Origin of the sequence: Paraburkholderia piptadeniae (genome assembly GCF_900007165.1) — a bacterium.
GTDB lineage: Bacteria > Pseudomonadota > Gammaproteobacteria > Burkholderiales > Burkholderiaceae > Paraburkholderia > Paraburkholderia piptadeniae.
The window spans coordinates 76,064-95,732 of record NZ_CYGY02000049.1 but is presented as its reverse complement, the minus strand read 5'-3'; the positions used below and the strand labels follow the sequence as shown (position 1 = coordinate 95,732).

Annotated in this window: 21 protein-coding genes, 1 tRNA gene and 1 pseudogene; 8 read left to right on the top strand and 15 right to left on the bottom strand. The window is 59.2% G+C overall.

Features of this window, described 5'->3' with window-relative positions; translation table 11 throughout:
- Both BN2476_RS25240 and BN2476_RS25235 read left to right on the top strand, forming a co-directional pair.
- Positions 1-1,007: glycosyltransferase family 2 protein (locus BN2476_RS25240; RefSeq protein WP_328590365.1), on the top strand; the 1,007-nt coding region annotated here is incomplete at its 5' end.
- Positions 1,008-1,153: 146 nt separating this feature from the next.
- The gene (locus tag BN2476_RS25235; protein ID WP_087736890.1) at positions 1,154-1,978 is read left to right on the top strand and encodes a phytanoyl-CoA dioxygenase family protein; all 825 of its coding nucleotides are present in this window, start codon (positions 1,154-1,156) and stop codon (positions 1,976-1,978) included.
- On the opposite strand, the gene BN2476_RS25230 is transcribed toward BN2476_RS25235, so the two are convergent.
- Entirely contained in the window at positions 1,975-2,766 is a 792-nt protein-coding gene (locus BN2476_RS25230; protein ID WP_087736889.1) for a class I SAM-dependent methyltransferase, read from the bottom strand. The genes BN2476_RS25235 and BN2476_RS25230 overlap by 4 nt on opposite strands.
- 977 nt (positions 2,767-3,743) lie before the next feature.
- On the opposite strand from BN2476_RS25230, the pseudogene BN2476_RS49735 reads away from it, so the two are divergent.
- From BN2476_RS49735 to BN2476_RS25210, 3 genes and pseudogenes are all read left to right on the top strand, one after another.
- Positions 3,744-4,106 (top strand): annotated as a pseudogene (locus tag BN2476_RS49735) (Ig-like domain-containing protein); the annotation flags it as partial.
- Between the two features lie 48 nt (positions 4,107-4,154).
- A complete protein-coding gene (locus BN2476_RS25215) occupies positions 4,155-5,144 on the top strand; it encodes a Kelch repeat-containing protein (RefSeq protein WP_235850955.1) in 990 nt (329 codons plus the stop codon).
- Positions 5,145-5,325: 181 nt separating this feature from the next.
- The gene (locus BN2476_RS25210; RefSeq protein ID WP_087736886.1) at positions 5,326-5,682 is read left to right on the top strand and encodes an SOS response-associated peptidase family protein; all 357 of its coding nucleotides are present in this window, start codon (positions 5,326-5,328) and stop codon (positions 5,680-5,682) included.
- 83 nt (positions 5,683-5,765) lie between these two features.
- Here the strand turns inward: BN2476_RS25210 and BN2476_RS25205 are convergent, their stop codons facing one another.
- From BN2476_RS25205 to BN2476_RS48415, 3 genes are read right to left on the bottom strand one after another with little or no spacing between them, the layout of a single operon-like run.
- Positions 5,766-6,062: a hypothetical protein gene (locus BN2476_RS25205; protein WP_087736885.1), complete on the bottom strand. Its 297-nt coding sequence runs from the start codon at positions 6,060-6,062 to the stop codon at positions 5,766-5,768.
- A gap of 1 nt (position 6,063) precedes the next feature.
- Positions 6,064-6,765 carry a hypothetical protein gene (locus BN2476_RS25200; RefSeq protein WP_235850954.1) on the bottom strand — a complete coding sequence of 234 codons (702 nt, stop codon included), beginning with the start codon at positions 6,763-6,765 and terminating at the stop codon, positions 6,064-6,066.
- Positions 6,752-7,015, bottom strand: a complete 264-nt coding sequence (locus BN2476_RS48415) for a hypothetical protein (RefSeq protein WP_235850953.1) — start codon at positions 7,013-7,015, stop codon at positions 6,752-6,754. The genes BN2476_RS25200 and BN2476_RS48415 overlap by 14 nt, the downstream gene beginning before the upstream one ends.
- A gap of 317 nt (positions 7,016-7,332) precedes the next feature.
- Here BN2476_RS48415 and BN2476_RS46570 point away from each other — a divergent pair.
- A tRNA-Ser gene (locus BN2476_RS46570) sits at positions 7,333-7,414 on the top strand.
- A 229-nt stretch (positions 7,415-7,643) separates the two neighbouring features.
- Here BN2476_RS46570 and BN2476_RS25195 read toward each other — a convergent pair.
- From BN2476_RS25195 to BN2476_RS25165, 6 genes are all read right to left on the bottom strand, one after another.
- On the bottom strand, positions 7,644-7,946 hold the full coding sequence (locus tag BN2476_RS25195) for a site-specific integrase (RefSeq protein ID WP_235850952.1): 303 nt from the start codon (positions 7,944-7,946) through the stop codon (positions 7,644-7,646).
- 500 nt (positions 7,947-8,446) lie between these two features.
- Entirely contained in the window at positions 8,447-8,995 is a 549-nt protein-coding gene (locus BN2476_RS25190) for a DUF1643 domain-containing protein (RefSeq protein WP_087736884.1), read from the bottom strand.
- Between the two features lie 817 nt (positions 8,996-9,812).
- Positions 9,813-10,283 (bottom strand): ribonuclease, encoded by a 471-nt coding sequence (locus BN2476_RS25180; protein ID WP_087736882.1) that lies wholly within the window; start codon positions 10,281-10,283, stop codon positions 9,813-9,815.
- Positions 10,284-10,386: 103 nt separating this feature from the next.
- Positions 10,387-10,557, bottom strand: a complete 171-nt coding sequence (locus BN2476_RS46565; RefSeq protein ID WP_160111752.1) for a hypothetical protein — start codon at positions 10,555-10,557, stop codon at positions 10,387-10,389.
- Between the two features lie 397 nt (positions 10,558-10,954).
- The gene (locus tag BN2476_RS25170) at positions 10,955-11,857 is read right to left on the bottom strand and encodes an SDR family oxidoreductase (protein ID WP_087736881.1); all 903 of its coding nucleotides are present in this window, start codon (positions 11,855-11,857) and stop codon (positions 10,955-10,957) included.
- A 373-nt stretch (positions 11,858-12,230) separates the two neighbouring features.
- A complete protein-coding gene (locus BN2476_RS25165; protein ID WP_087736880.1) occupies positions 12,231-13,196 on the bottom strand; it encodes a GlxA family transcriptional regulator in 966 nt (321 codons plus the stop codon).
- Positions 13,197-13,446: 250 nt separating this feature from the next.
- On the opposite strand from BN2476_RS25165, the gene BN2476_RS25160 reads away from it, so the two are divergent.
- The gene (locus tag BN2476_RS25160) at positions 13,447-14,145 is read left to right on the top strand and encodes a GNAT family N-acetyltransferase (RefSeq protein ID WP_087736879.1); all 699 of its coding nucleotides are present in this window, start codon (positions 13,447-13,449) and stop codon (positions 14,143-14,145) included.
- Positions 14,146-14,402: 257 nt separating this feature from the next.
- On the opposite strand, the gene BN2476_RS25155 is transcribed toward BN2476_RS25160, so the two are convergent.
- Together BN2476_RS25155 and BN2476_RS25150 are read right to left on the bottom strand one after the other, a co-directional pair.
- Positions 14,403-15,047, bottom strand: a complete 645-nt coding sequence (locus tag BN2476_RS25155) for an FMN-dependent NADH-azoreductase (protein WP_087736878.1) — start codon at positions 15,045-15,047, stop codon at positions 14,403-14,405.
- A complete protein-coding gene (locus BN2476_RS25150) occupies positions 15,044-15,481 on the bottom strand; it encodes a GNAT family N-acetyltransferase (RefSeq protein ID WP_087736877.1) in 438 nt (145 codons plus the stop codon). Before BN2476_RS25150 ends, BN2476_RS25155 begins: the two co-directional genes overlap by 4 nt.
- A gap of 90 nt (positions 15,482-15,571) precedes the next feature.
- Between BN2476_RS25150 and pdxR the strand changes: the two genes are divergently transcribed.
- Positions 15,572-16,996: a MocR-like pyridoxine biosynthesis transcription factor PdxR gene (pdxR, locus tag BN2476_RS25145; protein WP_087736876.1), complete on the top strand. Its 1,425-nt coding sequence runs from the start codon at positions 15,572-15,574 to the stop codon at positions 16,994-16,996.
- A 139-nt stretch (positions 16,997-17,135) separates the two neighbouring features.
- Here the strand turns inward: pdxR and BN2476_RS25140 are convergent, their stop codons facing one another.
- From BN2476_RS25140 to BN2476_RS25130, 3 genes are all read right to left on the bottom strand, one after another.
- Positions 17,136-17,600 (bottom strand): DUF3331 domain-containing protein, encoded by a 465-nt coding sequence (locus BN2476_RS25140; protein ID WP_087736875.1) that lies wholly within the window; start codon positions 17,598-17,600, stop codon positions 17,136-17,138.
- A gap of 321 nt (positions 17,601-17,921) precedes the next feature.
- Positions 17,922-18,617 carry a glutathione S-transferase N-terminal domain-containing protein gene (locus BN2476_RS25135; protein WP_087736874.1) on the bottom strand — a complete coding sequence of 232 codons (696 nt, stop codon included), beginning with the start codon at positions 18,615-18,617 and terminating at the stop codon, positions 17,922-17,924.
- A 43-nt stretch (positions 18,618-18,660) separates the two neighbouring features.
- A complete protein-coding gene (locus tag BN2476_RS25130) occupies positions 18,661-19,371 on the bottom strand; it encodes an SDR family NAD(P)-dependent oxidoreductase (protein WP_087736873.1) in 711 nt (236 codons plus the stop codon).
- Between the last annotated feature and the right edge of the window lie 298 nt (positions 19,372-19,669).

The following is a 19,669-nucleotide window of genomic DNA, read 5'->3' as shown; positions in this document are numbered from 1 at the left end:
GCCGGGTCGTCCCATGGCCATTCCGCAAGTCAACTCGATCAGAGGACATCACCCGTTTCATAAAGTTTCTTCTGAGACAGAACACTAGTGCTTCAGCCCGGCAGTTGGTGGGGACGGACTACGAGATCATTCTTGTGAACGACGGGTCACGCGACGATAGCCTTGATGTGGCCGTCAGGCTTAGCGAAATGGATTCCCATCTTGTGGTGATCGATCTTTCGCGAAACTTCGGTCATCACAAGGCCATGATGACGGGATTGGCTGCCGCGAAGGGCGAACGGGTATTTCTGATCGATAGTGATCTGGAGGAGGAACCTGAATGGATGCTCCGCTTTGCCGAGCAGATGGCTGCCGAGTCGAGTGACGTCGTCTATGGTGTTCAGGAGAAACGCAAAGGTGGTGCTTTCGAGGGAATATCCGGCGCGCTTTTTTATCGACTGTTTCGTCTGTTGACCGGGATAAGACAGCCGAACAACATTGTGACTGCGCGCCTGATGTCGCGTCGATACCTCGATGCGCTGCTGTTGCATCGCGAGCGAGAGCTTAATATAGGCGGACTCTGGATCATTACGGGTTTTAAACAATCGAGTCAGTTGGTGCGTAAACATGATACCAGTCCGACTACGTATTCCATTTCGCGAAAATTCAGTCATCTTGTTAATGCGGTGACCTCATTCAGCAGCCTGCCGCTTGTATTTACATTCTATTGCGGGATTTTAATATCGATTTCCGCATCGTTATACATCTTGTACCTTTTCATTAGATATTTCTTTATCGCGTCGCCGCCGAGCGGTTATACTTCGATCGTGGCTTCCATATGGCTATTTTCTGGGTTGATAATATCTTTTATTGGGGTGCAAGGTATTTATATTTCGAAGATTTTTGTCGAGGTTAAGGCGCGCCCTTATACGATTGTCCGGCAAATATACCAGCGCGGGCAGGAGCGGTCGTGTGAGAGAGGTGGCGACCTGGAGGCGCAGCCCCCCTTCGGAGTCGATCGAGAATAACTGATTTTCAAGCTTTGGCATCAACAGCCAACGTGCCAATCGCGCACCAGGACGGGTGGTGTATATGCTGGTTGTGATGCGATATGATCTGCTTGAATGACTGATCCTTTATGGTGTCGTTGAATCTGCAACTTAGAACCTAGCCGATGCCTCAAAACAAAAACCAACTCAGCTATGGCGTAACGGAACGCTTGCCTGCCGCCGACCTTTACGACGAAAGGGTCGCGGACTTGCGAATTAACGGCTACACCGTCTTGGATAGTGGCCTTGACGCTGGTTTCGTCGATGGCCTGAAAAGTCGATTGGACGGGGTCTATCAGCGGCAAGTAGAGGAAATGGGTGGGGAAAGCGTCCTTAAAGGAATTGGGGATTCCGATGTCGTACGCTGCGTCCTGTCTTATGATGCCGACTTCCTGCGAGTGGCGACTTCAGAGCCACTGCTGCAACTGGCACGGCGAATTTTCGGGACCGAATTTGTCCTGACTCAACAGAACGGGATCATCAACCGGCCTGACCGAGATAACAATCAGGGTAAGTGGCATAGAGATTTGCCGTATCAGCACTGGATCAGTTCGAAGCCGATCGCCATCAATGCGTTACTTTGCGTGGACGATTTCACTTTCGAAAACGGTGCGACCTTCGTCCTACCGGGCACTCATCATGTTGAGGAGTTTCCGACCGAAGGATTCATCGGCAGAAGCGAAAAACAACTGGCGGTGCCGGCCGGCTCGTACTTGGTGCTAGACGCGATGCTTTATCACCGGGGAGGTGCGAATCGTGTAGCGACTGCAAGGCGCGCAGTCAATCACGTGATTGGATTGCCGTTTCTGGCGCAGCAGATTGACATTCCCTCAGCGCTGCGAAGTACGGGACAAACTGTCCCGGACGACCCCGCAATTCGAAAATACCTCGGCTTTCAATGGACTCCCGCTGCGAGTGCCAAGGACTGGCGGGGACGTCGCGAATCCTAACCGCGATGCGGAACTGGATTGTGCAACGGCTCAGTTTCAACGTACAAGACAAGTGCACTATCCGATTTCACGAACAGCTTTTGCAGTAAATGCAGCGGCAACAGGCTTCGCTCATTCAGTAAAAATTTAAGAATCGTCGGAAATGTGGTTTTCATCGGCACGTTCCTAATGCCGGATTGTTTCGTGCGCTCGATCATGCTCAATGAAAGCTTTCGAGCCTCGCTTCGTCGAACCAAGAAGTTCGACAAAGGGAGTAAAACGTTCGAAACCGGAAAAGTGAGGCCTGCTGCGTGCTTGATTTGCCAGCCTGAAGCCGCGAATAATTCCGCCACTGATCGCGATGTGTAGCGTCGGAAATGCCCAGCGATTTCGTCTTCGATTCCCCAGTGTTTGGGCGAGCCGGGAACGATTGTGATCATCGTGCCATCGGGCGAAAGATTGCGCCGGGCAACATCGATGAATATCCGTTCCCCGGCGTCGTCAAAGTGCTCAAGGACCATGCAGGACAGCACGAGATCGAACTTGTCCGAACTATCGAGTTCCAGCCAGTTACCATGCACTGGTCTGTATCGACCCGATGCGATTTCCGTTGGGAACCGGGCTTCCAGGGCGGCGACTGTTGACGCCTCCAGATCATAGGCAACACCGGACCATCCGGCGTCAAGGAGGAGTGCCGAGATATGTCCGGCGCCTGGGCCAATCTCGACGAAGCGGCCTGGACGTAACCGGCGAAGCCGGTCTTTTAGGTACATGAGTTGAAGCAGAGTTCCAGGCGGCAGGATGGGCATGGATGGATGCACGTACGTTGACGCAAGATTTTATCAGTTTGTCCGTGGGGGCGAGCGATGCCAAGGGCGCGTCGCACTTAAGCACGTTGCCTGTTTGGATATGCAGCAATCTAGCCGCCCGCATAGTGCAAGGGCTCCGGCTATCATGTCGGCTCAAGGAGGTCGACGTGTGCACCAGCTACGAAGCCAATCCGAATGACGCTCGTTGGGACGTTTTCAGCCTGTTCCCGCGGACAGACTTCGATTACAAGCCCGAGATCTACACGCTTCCATCTTCTTAATCGCATTTGCCGCCAATGAAATTTCTCGACGCGCGGCGTCAAGTTTTTTCCCCATTAAGTTCTCGCGATATAGTCGTTTGAACTCGCGATTTCCGTCTAACATCAATCAATGCAACTCGCACTTGTGTGGGATTCGAATGCACAAAACTTATGCAGGCATTAGACGGTATTATCGGCTTGCCAATCATGGAGCGCTTCGCGGACGAGTGAAAGCCCGCATGGGGTGCAGGTGGTCGGAGGTTCAAATCCTCTCGCCCCGACCAGATGGACAAAAGGACTTACGGTGTCATGCCGTAAGTCCTTTTTAATTTGTGCCGCCCATTTGCCTGGCGCCGGCCCCACGCACGCGTTTCGGCAGTGACACTCTGAAGCTCGAAGCCGCAAGCGCATCGGTCTCCTGATTAACTTCGGGCGATCGTCGGCGTCACTTCCCCGCCTGAAACTGTGCAGGGGCGTGATTCTAGCAGAGGGAAGGGCCGCCGAATTCTTGCGTTGCATTGCAGCAATTTCATCCGCCCGACAGGTAGTCGGGCGCTAAACGGGCACCGCGCTACCAGCACTGCTATCATTTTGCCGACATCAGCCTCTGTCCCGGGGTGACGACGGAGGAGTGCATTAACATTGAGCTGGCAACGATGTGCCAGTGATGCGCTATCGCCCTTAGAGCACCAGAGCCAAAAGCGGCACGAGAGAGAAATGAGAGTTCCCCTTTTGAACACGGCGCAACGGTTTTGCCCGCAGATCACAGTCATGATCGCCCTCTTGCTGAGTGCGTGTGGCGGTGGCGATGATGCAGGGTCGGGAGGAGGATCTCCGCCTCCGGCGTCCGCTGTATTGCAATCGATTTCCGTCACGCCGGATCCTTTCACAACGGGGGTCGGGATAACACGTCGCCTAACGGCTACCGGCACTTTTTCCGACGGCAGCAAGGCCCTACTGGGTACCAACGCAACATGGTCGTCCCTCACACCCTCCATTGCAACGGTATCCGGCGGATTGGTCACCGGCGTGTCGCTTGGTGCAGCATCCGTCAGTGTCTCCTCTAGCGGGGTATCGAAAACTGTCTCGCTGAACGTGACAAGCAATGCCTGGGCGCCAGCGGGGACCATGCTTAAACAGTTGTCGGTGTTCCCGATGACGCTATTAACGAATGGAAAGGTGCTTTCTTCGGGCGGCGACGCACTTGCCGGCGACGCGGAAATTTACGACCCCGTCCAGGAAAGTTGGGCGGGGGCGGGCGCACCGATCGTGCGCGTGGGTCACAACTCCACGCTGTTGGCAAGCGGCAAAGTCCTGGTTGCCGGTGGTCAGAACCATACGCAAAACGTAGCATCCAGTACCACGTACGATCCGACTTCCAACAGTTGGTCGACACCGTCGGCGCCAATGTTGTCCGGACGAAGCGGACATACCGCAACGCTGCTGCCGGACAACAGCGTACTCGTTGCTGGCGGTGCCACTTTTCCTCTGGCGGCCGTGCCGTCTGAAGAGCGGTACAACCCGACCACCGATTCCTGGTCGGCGGTCGCGCTCATGGGAATACCCAGACTCTGGCATACAGCCACGTTGCTGAGCAATGGGAAGGTGCTCATTGTCGGTGGGCTTGCCCTTCCCAGTACCACGCTCGCAAGCTCCGAAATCTATGATCCGGTCGCGAACAGCTGGTCGCCGGCCGCGAGTCTGGCGGTTGCCCGCAACAACCACACGGCGACACTGTTGTCCGATGGAAGAGTGCTGGTCGTGGGCGGACAGGCGACGTCGGGAAATCCAAACGCCCCGCTTTCGAGCGCGGAGCTCTACGACCCCGCTACGAATACGTGGTCTCCCGCCGGCACCCTGGCGTCGGCGCGGTGGGGGCACGCAGCCATCGTCCTGCCGAGTGGAAAGGTCCTGGTAATGGGCGGGTCCGCCGCGACGCTGAATGGCGCGCTTGCCTCGGCGGAGCTGTACGACCCGGCAACCAATACTTGGTCCGCGGCGGCAAGCATGTCCACACCGCGCGCCACACCGGCTGCCGTTCGGCTGCAGAGCGGGGTCGTCTTTGTGTGCGGGGGCGGAACGCCGGGGCAGCCGACGACTTGTGACTATTATTGGTAGCGATACCGAGTAGGACGCGCACGGGCATGTCATTCGCGCCGAGCGCGTAGAACCGGTCAGCGTTTTGGTTGAGCGGACGTGGTGCGTAGGGAGCCTGACCTCGCGAGGCGATGATTTCTCACCCCCATTAGCGAGGAGCAAGTAGACGCCCCAATGTCGTGGGAATACCCCGGAAAAATCCGTGCGGTGGCGTATCGGGACGGCCGACAGATCGCCCCTCGCGATTGCGGGACTGTGGCGGCAATGGAAAGAGTCGGACGGATCGCCGTCGCTTACATTTACGATGCTGACGGTCAATTCAGACGAGCGCCCGCTGATGAAGCGGTTTCACAAGCCAATTGACGAAAAGCGCTCGGTCGTCGTCGTGCCGCCGACCGAGTACGGCGTCTGGCTCTCGTGCAGTTCGACCGACGAGGCGCGGTCTTTTCTCCAACTCTATCCGGCCGAAGCAATGCACGTCGAGCCGTACCCGTTACCACCGCGAAAGCCCAAGGCTATACCGAACGGTGGCGAAGTAGCCGATGGTCTCTTTGAATAGTCCGCCTGTCGTCGGCAAGCGCGCGCATGAACGGGCAAGTCGAGCCGCCCTTGCAAGGGGCGGCTTTTTCGTTGCGCTCGCGCTTAGTCGCGCGGTGGTGTCGGCGGGTTCCAGTCCACAGGCGTATCTGTCTTGAATTGAAGCCGCTCGCGTAAATCCGGATTGGAGAATCCTTGCATGAGCATCAGCATTCCGCCGAGTTTGCGGGCGTCTTCATCCGTTATCGGCTCCCGGGAATGCTCTGCCGCGTCGGGTGGAATGGTGACAGCCATTGCCTGGTCAATTGTCGATTGAACACGTGAGCGCAACACCGTGCACATCTTGAGTTGTTGTGTCTCTTCGTCATAAAAAACGATGCTTGCGCGTGGAGGCTTCGTCATCTCAGTATCCTCTGCATTGCTGGTATTTCTCGAATGCCCGTTGTGTGCAAAGCGCATAAGTACGGGAGTCTTTATACATCGCGCTCGCGACCTGGCATTGTTCCATATCCACCTCATATTCGGCGTAGCACTCGGCCTCGTGCACTTCGCTCACGCCGCGCGCCGCAACGCTCTCCGCTTCGTCGCTTGCCGCGTCCGGCCCGTACTCGAACGGCTGCCCATCGCCGAGCGGCGTCGATGCGTCGTCATCTGTACCGACGTCGTCCGCGAGGCTCTCAGCCATGTCGGGTGTGCCGTCGCCATCGTCATCATCCGTATCTGAATCGCCGCCGAGTACCGATCCGGCCACGGCTTCCACTACGCTGGACAGGCTACCGCCATCGTCGCTGCTGCCCGCACTCAACGCGGCGCGCGCAGCTTTCAACTGAGCCTCTACGGTAGAGGGATCGTATGGCCCTCTCAGGACCGGTTCACCATCCCAAATCAAAGGCCCCGGCCCCGCGTTCCTGAAGGCGGCCCACATCGTTCCGCCACCGCGGCCGAACCCGCCACCGCCTGATGTCGGCGGCCAGCGCAGCGGCGCGGGAGTAGGCCGGAACGTCATCGGAAGCGACCGCCAGTCACGGTTGATGACCGGCACAAGCATTCCTTTGCGGGCGGCCTGTTTGAGAGCCCGCTCGATACCCTCGTTATCGGTCGGCATCCCAATGAACGACGTTCAGATGATCTCTCAGGAATGATCGGATCGCGTCGATATCCGGGGCAATCGTTCTTCGGAAATCGTAACCGGGGCGGAAATGCCGGTCGAAGGTGCGCTTGTCGTCTTCGATTTCGCGCTCCCGTTCACGACGCGTGTCCCAGTCGGCAAAGCGGTCCACATATCCACCAGAGAGGCTGTAGAACTCCCTGGCGGGTACAAGCTTGCATTGCCACGTGCCAATATCGAGCGGCACATGAAGCGCGTTATACGACACCTACTCTCCCACAGCGTTGCATTTGGCTTCCTGTCGTTGTTTGCTGGGCGGGGTATATACGTAGCACGGAACCGGGGCGCGACCGGGCATCGTGACAATTTATGACACCAACTGCGTATGAAAATTGGCGGAAAGAGCAGGAAGGGCGGCAACGTGCCGCTACGCAGCGATGCAAGCGGCGGCAAGTGCGCCCAAAGTGTGCCCACAGCACACCGGATATCCCCCGAATCCCCCCAATATGAGCCCAACCGCGAGTTGACCGGCGCGTGGCAGAGCCTTTGAAAATCAATAACATAGGGCCGGTACGGGAAATTTCGGGCGCTCTCATAATCCGCCTCCGAAAGGACACCGTGGGTTCGAATCCCACCCGGCTCACCAAGCGATTCCGGCTTTTACACGCCGGATTTCTCGTTCCGCGAAAAACCCTCCGCTCCGCAATTCCTCCTATCGGGTCGGTCCGACCTTGTCGCCGGGGCGCTTACGAACATAGTGTTCGGTCATGCTGATCGAGCCGCGTCAGAGCTGCTTCTGGGCCTGCCTGATGTCGCCAGTCGAATCCGTCTTGTCCGTTCTCGCCTTCGCCCGAAGAAGCCTGAACTGGAACTCCTCAGATGGAATTCCAGCCGCTTCCCGGGCTGTCTTGAACGGGTACTGAGCGTGTACGTAGCGTCATGCGCTGACCGGTTTCGGTGATCTCCAGAGCTGCGCTGACCACCTTGTAAGTCGCTATGCGAGCCTTGATGCGGTCGATCACGGTCTTCAGTTCGCCCGTCACTTCCAACCTAAGCTTCTTCTTCGTCTTTCCAGGATCGATCAGCAGGAATCCATCGCGGATATCCCGCTCGTCACGATTGAGCGTGTCCTGTGGCCATTTGTGGGCGCACCGGGTCGACGACCTGGTAGCGTCCATCGATCACCGCACGAGCTATGATGGGGCGGTCGCGCGGAAACGTATCGGTCATTCGATACCCCCAGTGTTTTCTCGTTGTTTCGATTACACGTTGTGCTGCTCCAATGAATAGCGCGGTTCGAACTCGCCGCAAAATCCGTGGAAGCAACATGCTTCGTAACCGTTCCTCCATTTCGACCGGACAGTGCCATGAATAAGACGAAGGGACGACTGTCACAAAGACACGCGAACGCGAGGTCCATACGTACGCAGAACTTTGGCGCAGCGATAATGAGCTGCGAGACAAGGCCAATGAAGATCCGTCCGGGACTACATGGGTCTTCATGAGTTGTCTTCTGCTGTATGCGTTCTCCGTCGAGGCGTGTTGCAACTACGTCGGACCGATCGTGTTTGCCGAAAGATGGCCCGAATACGACCGCCTCTCTCCCATGGAGAAACTTGAGAGCATTGCGCAGGACGTGGGTGTAGTTTCCTTGGGATTGCACCGCGTCGACCGTTATTCAAAATCTCGACTCCTGAAGATCGTGGGTGTGGACTCGCGCCCTATCTCCTCGCTGACGGGATGCCTCGACCGGACACCATTCGACAAGCCGCTGATCTGAGCGCACATAAAGCGGGTGACGTGGCGAGCCGTCGCTAGTCGTGCCGAGGCACCACAATCGAGCACCGGCGTCAGTCAGGATGCTGGCGACGTGTGCGGCGCGCTCCGGCTTTGCATTCGAACCCCACGCGCAAACCACGTCGCCGCACTCGCGCGCGAAGTTCCGCAGGTAGTCGTCGTTATCTGGGCCGACGGGATCGGGATGCGACCAGAGCGCGGCAGGATCAGTCGAGCGCAGCGCGTAGAGATTTGCCACGGCGAGACCATTGCAGTCCCACAGCTTTGCGAAGCAGCGGCAGCGACGAATGGTCGGATCGTCGAGCGTCGCATCGGCCGTGCTCGGGTTCAGCATCACAAACAGCGCAGCCGACTTCGTAGGCGACATCGACTCGGCGTGACGCTTCAGGAGGTAGCGGTATTGTCCGCAAGGGCTAATGATCGCGCTCATGCTACGACTCCTCCGAACGATAGGGGACCATCACGGCCTTCGATCTCACGCAGCTCTGCGCGCGTTGTCTTCCGATGTACAGCGATCCGAGCTTCTCTGGCTCGTACTCGCACCTTGATACACAGGGTTTCGCGCGCGAACCTATTGGGCGTCGCATCCAGCCATTTTTCTGCCCGGAATGCGGCGCGGATTGGGTCCGTTCCGAAGAGACCGTCAGCGGCGACAAAGTCGCTTGGACGCTCGGCTGCCGGACAATCCTCGATCGTAGTTCGGTAGTTTTCCCTCATGCCTCATCTGCCTTTGCTGCGGATGCCGAGATAGCTGGAATGTCGTCGGCGCACGCCTTGCACGCGGCCTTCCGGATATGCGCCTGATCGCCACTCGCCTCGTAGGCGTTCTCTCGCAAATCTGCGCGGCACGCTCGAATCGATCGGCCGTTTCCGCTTCGACGCGATCTGTCTATATGGGCGGACGCCTTTGTCAATGCGATGGCGAGGCGAGGGCACAATGACGCCATTGGATTACGCGCCGCTCGCGCAGCGCGCGTATTCGACGCCGCCGGCGATCGGACTCGAAGCAAGCGCAGTGCGCGATTGTCGAAGGCAACGCGGTCGCATTCCCCAGCACGAATAACGCGTGTTGTCGCACCGACGAGACGCGGTATGTGGCGGGTCGATCGAATACGAGTGGGAAGAAGCGGCAGAAGACAGTCGCCGTTACCTCTGCCACGGATCGTGCCATCGCGGTACGGTCTCTGAGAACATAACGCCCCAACGTCTCCTTTATAGACGCCCCGGGGCGTTTTCAGTGGCTCAATTCAATCTGCGATGCGTTTGAAACTGGCGTAGTAATCGTCGGTGTAGTAGCAGTCGCCGGTCTGCCTGCGCGGGCCACCACATACGATCCGGCGCTGCCCGCGATCCGTCGAGCCAGGCGTGCGGACTGTGTATGTGTGGTAATAGCCGCGCGGCTGCTTCGGCAGCAAAAGCGCACTGTTACGGAACAAGACGCCGTCCTCGCTAAAAGGGAAAGGGCCGCCCGCTTTGATCAGCCGAAGTGTTTCGGCTGCTTCCCCAGGCAACTGTGTCCTGGTGACGGCGCCCAGTGCGCCCGTCCCTTGTGCGCCTGATGCGGCGGGTGTACCGCTCGCGCCCTGCGCTGGCTGACCCGGCGCCTGGCTCGCGGATGCGCCCGATGCCTCAGTGACGTTTCGCGATCCATCCTTGCCGCATCCGCCGAGGATCGCGCTCAAGGTGACAATGCAGGAGAAAGCCAACGCTCTCTTCACGAAACGGTTCTCCTCTCGTTGACCAGAATTCGACGACCAGGATAGGTGTAAAGGTATCGCTAATGGCAGAGCGAATCAATGTTCGGCGGGGAACAGGAATTTTTTACTCGGCAACCAGGCCGATGCGCGGTTCTCGGCGTTCGAGAAGTAAGCAAATCAAGCCGATTGCGGCGAGGCTCGTTGCATCGTCGAGTTGCTTCGGGAAACTTATGCGATGAAGCCTCGAAAGATCCATTGATTCTTTGGCCGCGTCTGGAGCAGCAATCGGACTCATCGCGGACATCCTTCACCGCGTGCACTTCACATCTATCGCATTTCAGATGGTCGAGCTAGAGCGTGGACTCATTACCGCTATGAGCACACGCCCTGGTTCGGTCCTGACCCAACAAGCGGTCAGTAGTCCCAGAAGACCGGCACCCAACGAAAGACGTCGCCGATGACCGCCACCCGGCCGACGGATGGGAACGGCAGGTGAGTGGCCACCCGCAGCTCGCCGGTTGCCGCCACGTCCCGCAACAGACGGACGTGAACGCCGAGGGACTCCTCGGGGTCATGTACGAACTGAGGGCACTGTAAGATCGGCCGGGCAGAAAACGACCCATTGGCACAGACCGGGCCTATCACGGCCCGCGACGTGACGGCCCTCCTTTCGAAGGCCGTCAGACAGTCACTCACTGCGCCTCGTCTTTTTTCAGGAGGCTCGGCGTAGAGTCGAGGTGGAATCCTTCGAAGGGCACGCTGTTTTTGTGCTCCTGCAACCTCCACGACCTGCGTGCGTTCGGTGCGCCACCGTCTACACGAATGCAGGTGCCAGTGATGAAGGACGCCGCGGGCGAAAGAAGGAATACGATTGCCGCCGAGAGTTCCGACACGGTTCCATAGCGCTGCGCCGGTATTGTCTTTGTGTAGTTCAGAAGCGTTTCAGCTGCCTCGCCAGAATAGTTGTCGAATCCGCTCGACGCGATAAGCCCAGGCGCCACGCTGTTTACCCGGACACCTGAAACCGCCCATTCGCATGCGGCGCTCTCGGTCAGGGAATGCATGGCGGCGCGCGCCGCTCCGGAATGTGCGACGCCGGGCAACCCGTTCCACATGTCCGCTGTAATGTTGACGATCGCGCCGCCGTGCTTTTCCATCCAGCGGTTGTACACCTCGCGCATGAAAATGAACCCGCCCACCAGATTGTTACGCACTACCGCTTCGAAGCCTTTCGTCGGAATGGCCTTCAGGTGCGCCCAAAACTGTCCCCCGGCGTTGTTGACAAGCGCATCGATGCGGCCATGGGCAGCCAGCACGGACTCGATGGTGGCGATCACGGCGGCATCGTCGCGAATGTCACAAACATACGACGACACGAGGCCGTCCGCGGCCTCAATCTCTGCCTTTACCTGTTCGAGCTTCTCTGGATTGCGACCAACGATCACAACTCGTGCACCGAGTGCCGCCAGTTCATGTGCCGTGCAACGCCCGATGCCGCTGCCGCCACCCGTCACGATAATGACCTGGCCTTCGAACAGTGCGTCCTTGAAGATCGACTGGTAGCTCGTGACACCGCCACGCGAACGATGAATCATAGGGTCCCCTGGTTTGTAGCGCGTCGCTCCTGTGTGATGGCACGCGCAGTGTTCCCGAAGCCGGATAAGCCGAGTTCCGGGAAGAAGCTCGAACGGCCGGACGATGTCTTGCCGTGTGCCGTTGCCGATCCGGGAAAGCTCAACGACCAGAATAGGGCTCCACACAAACAACGGCACCTGTCCGATCGAGGGGACTCTTAACGAAGCGTGGCGCAAGAGCATCCTCACGGACCTTGGCGACAGGTCGCCAGCAGTGCTACTGACGATCTGCATCTCCGGGCACTTCAAACGGACCCGGTCGAGTCGTCGTCTGGGGCGCGGCGCAAACGCAATGTCGAGTTGACGTGGCTCACGGTTGCCCGCTTACTGACGATCAGCGCGCATCGCGGCGCAATTCACGCACGCCTCGTCCGAGGCGTCTGCGAAGCAGTGTACGCAGCGTCACGCCATCGGCGTAGCCAACCTCAGCAGCGATCGCCTCGATATCCAGGTGAGTTGTTCGAATCAGGTGAAGCGCACGCTCGACGCGCAAATCCTGGAAGTACGACAGAGGCGATTTGCCAAGCACCGACTCGATACGACGCTGCAGGGTTCGCTTGCTCGTCGCCAGAGCGTCGGCCGCTGCTTCCAGCGAAAAGCCTTGCGCGAGCCGCGAACGGGCCCAGCGCTCAAACCGTTCGACAAGTGGATCAGCGCGCGCCAGATGCTCCGGGATCATGTACGGCGCCTGCGATGGCCGTCTGTCTACAAGCATATAACGTGCGACAAGAGCGGAAAGCTCGGGGCTCGACTGACGTATCAACCACAGTGCGAGGTCGAGATGCCCCATTGCGGCTCCCGCTGTAACGAAATCGCCCGAGGGAACCAGCATTCTCGATTCGTCGAGACGTACGTCCGGATAGCGCTGGCGGAACAGGGGGCTAAGCCACCATGTCGTCGTGGCATCGTGGTCCTGCAGCAGTCGCGATTCCGCCAGCACGAACGTGCCGATGCATGACGCCGCAATGCGCGAGCCACCGGCATGCCAGGCATGCAATCGGGCCATGGCGTCGACGACGTCGCGCCGCCCCAAGGCCAGCACCAACTCCTCGGGCTGCTTCGTGCTCAGCCCAGGCACAATGACCCAATCGGACCCGTCGGCTGCGCTCGCCGCCTCTACCGACATCCGCATCCCGAGCGCCGTGCGCACCTGACGCTTCATTCCCACCACACAAAGATCGAAAGGCCGCGCGTGCGGATCTTGCAGCGCCGCCAGCTCGTTCGCGGTGTTGAAGGCGTTCAGTACCGCAGTAAGGCCGGTATCGAACACGTTATCGAGGGCTAGGACGCTCAGCTTCATGGCGTAAACGCTATCAAAGTTGACATTTACCGCAATGGTACAGCGGGGACGCGGCACATACATTACTCGTCAACGAAACCCGTTTGACGAGCGAAGGCGCCCGAGTGGTGAGCGGACTCAGAGTAATTTTCCCTGCCGGGAAATTTGCTGACCATTGAGCTGCCGCCGGAGCTGCTCCTCCTGCCCGGCACGCTGATCAGCGCGGCTTAGCGGCATCCTCAAACACTTAACGCACGCACAAGGAATCGATATGAATTACCCGTCTCAACATATCCTGGACACCCCCATCTGGTCGGCCTTGGCGACCCGACACGGGCATCTCCGGCAAGGCGGTTCGTTTGCGCGTCGCTATCATCCGGAAATGGCTCCGTTCGCAGCCGTCGTGTCGGACACTGCGACGGCCTGGCGGGAGCTTCGCGAGCTTCTGCAGCCCGGCGAGCAGGCGAGGTTGATGACACCCGATCCCATAGAACCGGTCCAGGGACTGCAAGCCGAGCAGGTTGGCATACTCCATCAAATGGTGGCCGCGATTCGCGTGCCCGACAGCACGCATGATGCGGCGGTGCTCCGCCTGAGCCACCTCGATGCCCAGGATATGCTCGACCTCGCAACAATGACCAAGCCTGGTCCTTTCTCCAGACGCACGCACGAGACGGGCAACTACATCGGAATCCGCGAGCGAGGACAGCTCATAGCGATGGCGGGTGAGCGCATGCACATCGATGGTTACGTCGAGATAAGCGCGGTTTGCGTGCATAACGAGTATCGCGGCAAGGGCCTGGCAGGTCGACTCGTGAATGTCCTGCGCAGGGATATCGAGGCACGCGGGGATACGGTGTTCCTGCATGTACGCAGTGACAATCGAGCCGCGATCGGGTTGTATGAACGCCTTGGGTTCGAGTTAAGGCGGGCCTTTCACCTGACCAGGATTACGCTCGATTCGGCGTGAGTTTAAGGCACGCGGCATGAACCGCGCGCCGATCTTCGCATGCCGCGCATTATCAGTCGAATGGGTTTGCATCAACCGGCTGGATGCATGCCACCGCCACAGGATTCCACGCATTGATCACTGCCATGGCTCACGTCAACTCGACGATTTCAGCGTCACTGAAGTGCTCTCGCACCGCCTGGTATTCGGCGTCACGTTCCGAGTGAGCGTCCGCGAGGCAGGAGATGCGCTCCCGAAGCGATGGGTTAAACCATGAGTTAAACGATAGAAGGAATGGTTTGTCCGAACGACGCCTCGCGTAGCCACTGCCCCGCCTTCGCCTCCACGACGGAAAGCGGTTCGTCCGCAAATGCGAGGCCCGTGGCGTGTACGAACGTGATGTCCTTGAATCCGATCACGCCGAGCGCCGCTTTCAGATACGGACGGAAGAAGTCGGGCTGTAGCGTCGGCTCGCGGAACATGGCGCCGCCGGAAGTCACCGCGACGAATGTCGGCCTGTCGCGCAACAGGCCGACCTTGCCGTTCTCCGTCGTCTTGAAAGTCACGTCGCGACGAACCACGAGATCGATCCAGTTCTTCAGCACGGCGGGCACCGTGAAGTTGTGTACGGGCGCCGAGATCCAGAGTACGTCTGCATCATCGAGCTCCTGGATCAACTGGTCTGAAAGCGCGAGTGCCGGACCGAACCGCGCCTTCGCTTCGGCAATGGGCAACACCAGCGACTCCGCGTACTCGGCCGTGATCGGCGGCAGCGGCTCGGCACCAAGGTCGCGCCGGTTGACCTGGATGTCTCGCCCGAGACGCTCAGCCATTGCGGGCAGCAAATGATGGGTGAAATGCCGGCTCGTCGAGTTCTCGCGCCGTGGGCTGCAATCGAGTTGCAGCAACTTGAGACTGTTCATTGCAGATCCATGCTGAAGTGAAGACCGCGGGCCAACAAGCCAAAGCGGAAATAGAAACGTTGCGCCAGTGCATTGGCGAGCGCCGTGTCGAGCACCATCCGGTTGCAGTTGTCCGCGCGGCCAAGCGTGCGCAATTCTTCCAGCAAGCGCTCGCCATGCCCGCGGCCGCGCCCCGCCGCATCCGTGATCAGATCGTCGACATAGATGAAACGGCCGTGAATCAGGTTGTCGATGCGTCGATAGCCTGCGAGCGCCACGGGCTTGCCGCCTTCCCAAACGGCAAGCAGCCGATAACCCTGTGCGCGTTGCGACGCGACACGGGCGAGCAAGTCTTCGGATGATTGCAAATGCGGACGCAATTGCTGCATGACGCCGAAACACGCCATCACGTCGGCGTCTGTTTCGGCATGTCGGAGAATCGGGGCGTCTGTCATGATGCCAATGAACGAAGGTTGGTGTAGGCTTCAGTGTCGTCGTTCGGTGACATAGCTAACAGGGACATTTTCTTTGCTTTGGACCAGGCCATGACCCAGCCAATGGCCCGCGCGGCGGCGCCCATTCACGAGCAGATCTACGCGCGCTTTCGCTCGATGATCGAACAGGGGCAGCTGAGCCCCGGCCAGAAGGTGTCGTCGTTGCGAGCGCTCGCTACCGAGCTTGGTGTCGCGCGTGGCACGGTGCAGGTCGCCTACGACCGCCTGCTCGGAGAGGGCTACCTCGTTGCCCGAGGTCCTGCAGGGACATTCGTTTCGGAGCACACGGCTCCCGCCAAACCCGCTCACGCGAAGAAAGCGCCCGTCGCCGCACGCCCGTTGTCAGTGCCCGAAGCGGTCATCGAAACGGAAGGCGGCAATCCCGCGCCGTTGCAGATGGGCCTGCCGGCGCTCGACGAATTTCCGAGGAAGCTCTGGGCGAGGTTGACGGCGCGGCAGGCACGCAAGGTGGGATCGCTGAACAAGCCGCCCCCCGCGGGATACATGCCGTTGCGCGAGGCGCTGGCGGCTTATCTGCACCGCTCTCGCGGCATCGACGCGCACGCCGCGCAGGTCTTCGTCGTCCCGGCCTACACCGCGAGCCTTGCGCTAATCGTCGACGCACTTGGGCTGGCACGCGAGAGCGCGTGGATCGAACATCCGGGCTATCCGCCCACCGCGCAAACGCTAAAGCGCATGGGTCTACGAGTCTGCAACGTGCCCGTCGACGAACATGGCCTCGACGTCGGTTTTGGGCGAAAGCGATTCAAGAACGCAAGGCTTGCTGTCGTGACGCCATCGCATCAGAGCCCAACGGGTGTTGCCATGCCGCTGCAACGGCGCGTCGAACTTCTCGATTGGGCGGACGCGCACGATGCATGGATCGTCGAGGACGATTATGACGGTGAATATCGTTATCGCGGCCATCCGTTGCCCGCTTTGAAAAGCATGGACGCATGCGGTCGCGTGATTTATTTCGGCTCACTCAGCAAGGTGTTGTTCCCAGGACTTCGATTGTCATATGTGGTCGTCGCGCCGAACCTCGTGCCGCAATTCGAACTGGCGTGCAGACGTACCGTGCATGGCGGTTGTCCCGAACTCATGCAGGCGGTGGTCGCCGATTTCATCGCCGAAGGCCACTTTTCCCGGCATATCAAGCGAATGCGGACGCTTTACGCACGGCGGCGCGCGATGCTTGCCGAATCGCTCGCGCCTTATGCGGCAGATGGCTTTGTCGTTCATCTGCAGGACGGCGGCATGCATCTGCTGGTCGACGTGCGCGAAGATCTCGACGACGTCGTTCTCGCCAGCCGGGCGCGCGACGCAGGCTTCGCCGTGCGTGCGCTGACGACATGGCGCAACGGCTCGCCCGGGCGTCGCGGCCTGTTGATGGGATTCACGAACATCAACAGTCAGGCCCAGGCGCAGCGTCTGGTGACGGAGCTGTTTCGTGCATTCGGCCTGCGAGCCAGATAGCCAGTCTCATCGGTAAAGGAGGCGCTTCGCCGCGCGCCAATGGTTTCCGGTGGCAGCGGTTCCCGGCCGTCAGCCGAAGGCCATCGTGGCGCGGGAACGCAACGCAATTCACTGTATCCTTTCGTCTGGTTGCGCAACGCTAGGCCGCGCCTGATGCCTGTCGAGGCAACACACCGGCGCAGCAAAAATCATTCACGACGCAAGCAAGGATCATCCGATTGTATTCGTGAGCGAGAGAGCCTTGATGCGTCAGAGGTCGAAAGACTTTGTCGCCATATCGAATCCGTTTGCCAGTCAACAGGCAATACGAATCGATACGCGCACGTCCCAGTCGCCATGCCTGTTCAGAGCGGCCCAACGTCGCGTCGCTCCAGAATACGCTCACCGTTTCCGATGACAGCCGTTCGACAATGGAAATGCGAGCGGGGACCGGTTCGGCAACGACAGGCTCACATGTCCTGGTTGCAGCGCGACCGCTTTGGCGATACTTCTTTTTGCGGATGTGCGTGTTCGAAGTGGTCTCCGCCTCCGACGCAAACGGCTTCGGTGCCAAAAGAGCAATCAGTGCGCGTCGAACGATATTGTCCTCATTTCGACAGGTCATAGATTCACCTTTTCAGAAGTATTCTGCGCCATCGGCGCAGTCGCCGCGGGAAGTCACGATGAAGCCGACGTCGATAGACGTATGTTCGTCGGCGCGAATTTCATCGCATGAGCCGGAATCTCATCGCGCCGCGTGGATCGCTCGCCGGTGGTTCGGATCGACGTTCGGCACACTTGCCGACGCGTACCGCGCATTCCCTCCCGCACGCCCAATCCGAACCCTGCGCGTACAGTGAACGCGCTCCATTCGATCGACCCATGCGGTGAACAAGAAAGGGTTCACGTCCGAAAAGCCGAACGTGTCTGCTGGCGGCATCCCTTTTTAAGCCGCTGTCACCTCCAGCCCGCGCTGCGCCGCCGGCCGCGCGAGACCGCGGTCGAACCAGCGCTGAACATGCGTGAAGCGGTCGAAACCGACGATCTCGCGCGCCTCATAGAAGCCGATCAGATTGCGCACCCAGCCGAGCAGCGAGATGTCGGCGATGCTGTAGCCGTCGTCCATTACCCAGTCGCGGATCGCCAGCCGCGAGTCGAGCACACCGAGCAGCCGCGCCGACTCACTCACGTATCGGTCGCGCGGCCGCTTGTCTTCATAGTCCTTGCCGGCGAATTTGTTGAAGAAGCCGACCTGGCCGAACATCGGCCCGACACCGCCCATCTGCCACATCAGCCACTGGATCGTTTCATTGCGCGTGTTGGGATCAGTGGAGAGGAACTGCCCCGTCTTGTCGGCGAGATAGATCAGGATCGCTCCCGATTCGAACAACGCCAGCGGCCGGCCGCTAGGCCCATTGGGATCGTAGATCGCTGGAATCTTGCCATTGGGGTTGAGCGCGACGAAGGCCGGATCGTGGTTCTCGTTCGCCAGGATGTCGATGCGGTGCGGCTCATAGGCGAGGCCCGACTCTTCCAGCATGATGCCGATCTTCACTCCGTTAGGCGTCGGCAGGGAAAAGAGCTGGAGCCGATCGGGGTACTGCGCCGGCCAGCGCGTGAAAACTGGATGATTGAATGTCACTTTCTCCCTCCTTGGTGATTCCATCGATCAGTGATGGCGCATCTCAGCGACCAGCACTTTGCCCGCCATCGACGTGCAGGATCTCTCCAGTGATGAACGGTGCCGAGTCGAGAAAGAGGATGGCGTTAGCAATGTCGCTTGTTTCACCCATGCGTCCGATAGGGTGGAAAGCTCCCAGCGCTTCGTGAGTTTCAGGCGCGTGCATCGGCGTCTTTATGATCCCAGGAGCGACGGCGTTCACGCGAATGCCCTTCCTGGCGTACTCGATCGCCAGTGACTTCGTGGCCGCGTTGAGGCCGCCCTTCGTCAAAGCCGCCAGGACCGAGTAGATCCCGCTGATTGCAGCGTGGTCTATGCTGGCCGTGACGCTCACCACATGGCCACTCGAATGCTTTTCCATCTCGGCGATCGCGAGTTGCGTGATGTGATAGAAGCCCGCCATGTTCACATTCATCACGGCGGCGTAGTCTTCGGCGGTGTGTTCGGTGAAAGGCTTTCCGATGTAGATGCCGGCGTTGTTCACCAGCGTATCGATCCGGCCAAATCGTGCGACGCCTTCGGAAATGACACGTTGGGCGGTTGTGGGATCGCCGATGTCACCGGCGATGTTCAGGATGTTCTCGTCGTCCGACTGCTTGATCGAACGCGAGGTTGCGACAATGCGGTAATCGAGCTTTCGGAATGCCTTGACGACTTCAGCGCCGATGCCTTGTGACGCGCCGGTGACGACAACAACCTTCTGTGACTTGTCCATGCTCTACCCAGGAAAATATGGTTCAGCTTCAATCCCGATCGAACTGACGTCTTCGGACCCAAGCAAATGTAGACGCGTTGATTCAGGTTTCGCACAAACCTGAATCAACCGTTTTTGGCCTGCGCCGGTGAGTGGTCGAGCCTGATGCGGCGGATCTGCGCGTCGCCGGGCGGCACGGCGACTTTCCTCGACAAGGCCGCCGTCGTACCGCGCCCGGCGATTCCGTCACAGTGGAATCCTGATCTGGTGTGAAAGTGTCCTAACCTTGTCGGCGCGTACAAAATGCCCGAACACGTTC

What these genes read in the sequence shown, in the direction of transcription:
- BN2476_RS25150 (WP_087736877.1), bottom strand. Translation starts at nt 15,481, where the DNA reads ATGACAGACGCCCCGATTCTCCGACATGCCGAAACAGACGCCGACGTG.
- BN2476_RS25215 (WP_235850955.1), top strand. Translation starts at nt 4,155, where the DNA reads ATGCTTAAACAGTTGTCGGTGTTCCCGATGACGCTATTAACGAATGGA.
- pdxR (WP_087736876.1), top strand. Translation starts at nt 15,572, where the DNA reads ATGACCCAGCCAATGGCCCGCGCGGCGGCGCCCATTCACGAGCAGATC.
- BN2476_RS25190 (WP_087736884.1), bottom strand. Translation starts at nt 8,995, where the DNA reads ATGAGCGCGATCATTAGCCCTTGCGGACAATACCGCTACCTCCTGAAG.
- BN2476_RS25140 (WP_087736875.1), bottom strand. Translation starts at nt 17,600, where the DNA reads ATGACCTGTCGAAATGAGGACAATATCGTTCGACGCGCACTGATTGCT.
- BN2476_RS25165 (WP_087736880.1), bottom strand. Translation starts at nt 13,196, where the DNA reads ATGAAGCTGAGCGTCCTAGCCCTCGATAACGTGTTCGATACCGGCCTT.
- BN2476_RS25230 (WP_087736889.1), bottom strand. Translation starts at nt 2,766, where the DNA reads ATGCCCATCCTGCCGCCTGGAACTCTGCTTCAACTCATGTACCTAAAA.
- BN2476_RS25205 (WP_087736885.1), bottom strand. Translation starts at nt 6,062, where the DNA reads ATGACGAAGCCTCCACGCGCAAGCATCGTTTTTTATGACGAAGAGACA.
- BN2476_RS25235 (WP_087736890.1), top strand. Translation starts at nt 1,154, where the DNA reads ATGCCTCAAAACAAAAACCAACTCAGCTATGGCGTAACGGAACGCTTG.
- BN2476_RS25130 (WP_087736873.1), bottom strand. Translation starts at nt 19,371, where the DNA reads ATGGACAAGTCACAGAAGGTTGTTGTCGTCACCGGCGCGTCACAAGGC.
- BN2476_RS46565 (WP_160111752.1), bottom strand. Translation starts at nt 10,557, where the DNA reads ATGAGTCCGATTGCTGCTCCAGACGCGGCCAAAGAATCAATGGATCTT.
- BN2476_RS25195 (WP_235850952.1), bottom strand. Translation starts at nt 7,946, where the DNA reads ATGGACGCTACCAGGTCGTCGACCCGGTGCGCCCACAAATGGCCACAG.
- BN2476_RS25160 (WP_087736879.1), top strand. Translation starts at nt 13,447, where the DNA reads ATGAATTACCCGTCTCAACATATCCTGGACACCCCCATCTGGTCGGCC.
- BN2476_RS25170 (WP_087736881.1), bottom strand. Translation starts at nt 11,857, where the DNA reads ATGATTCATCGTTCGCGTGGCGGTGTCACGAGCTACCAGTCGATCTTC.
- BN2476_RS25155 (WP_087736878.1), bottom strand. Translation starts at nt 15,047, where the DNA reads ATGAACAGTCTCAAGTTGCTGCAACTCGATTGCAGCCCACGGCGCGAG.
- BN2476_RS25200 (WP_235850954.1), bottom strand. Translation starts at nt 6,765, where the DNA reads ATGCCGACCGATAACGAGGGTATCGAGCGGGCTCTCAAACAGGCCGCC.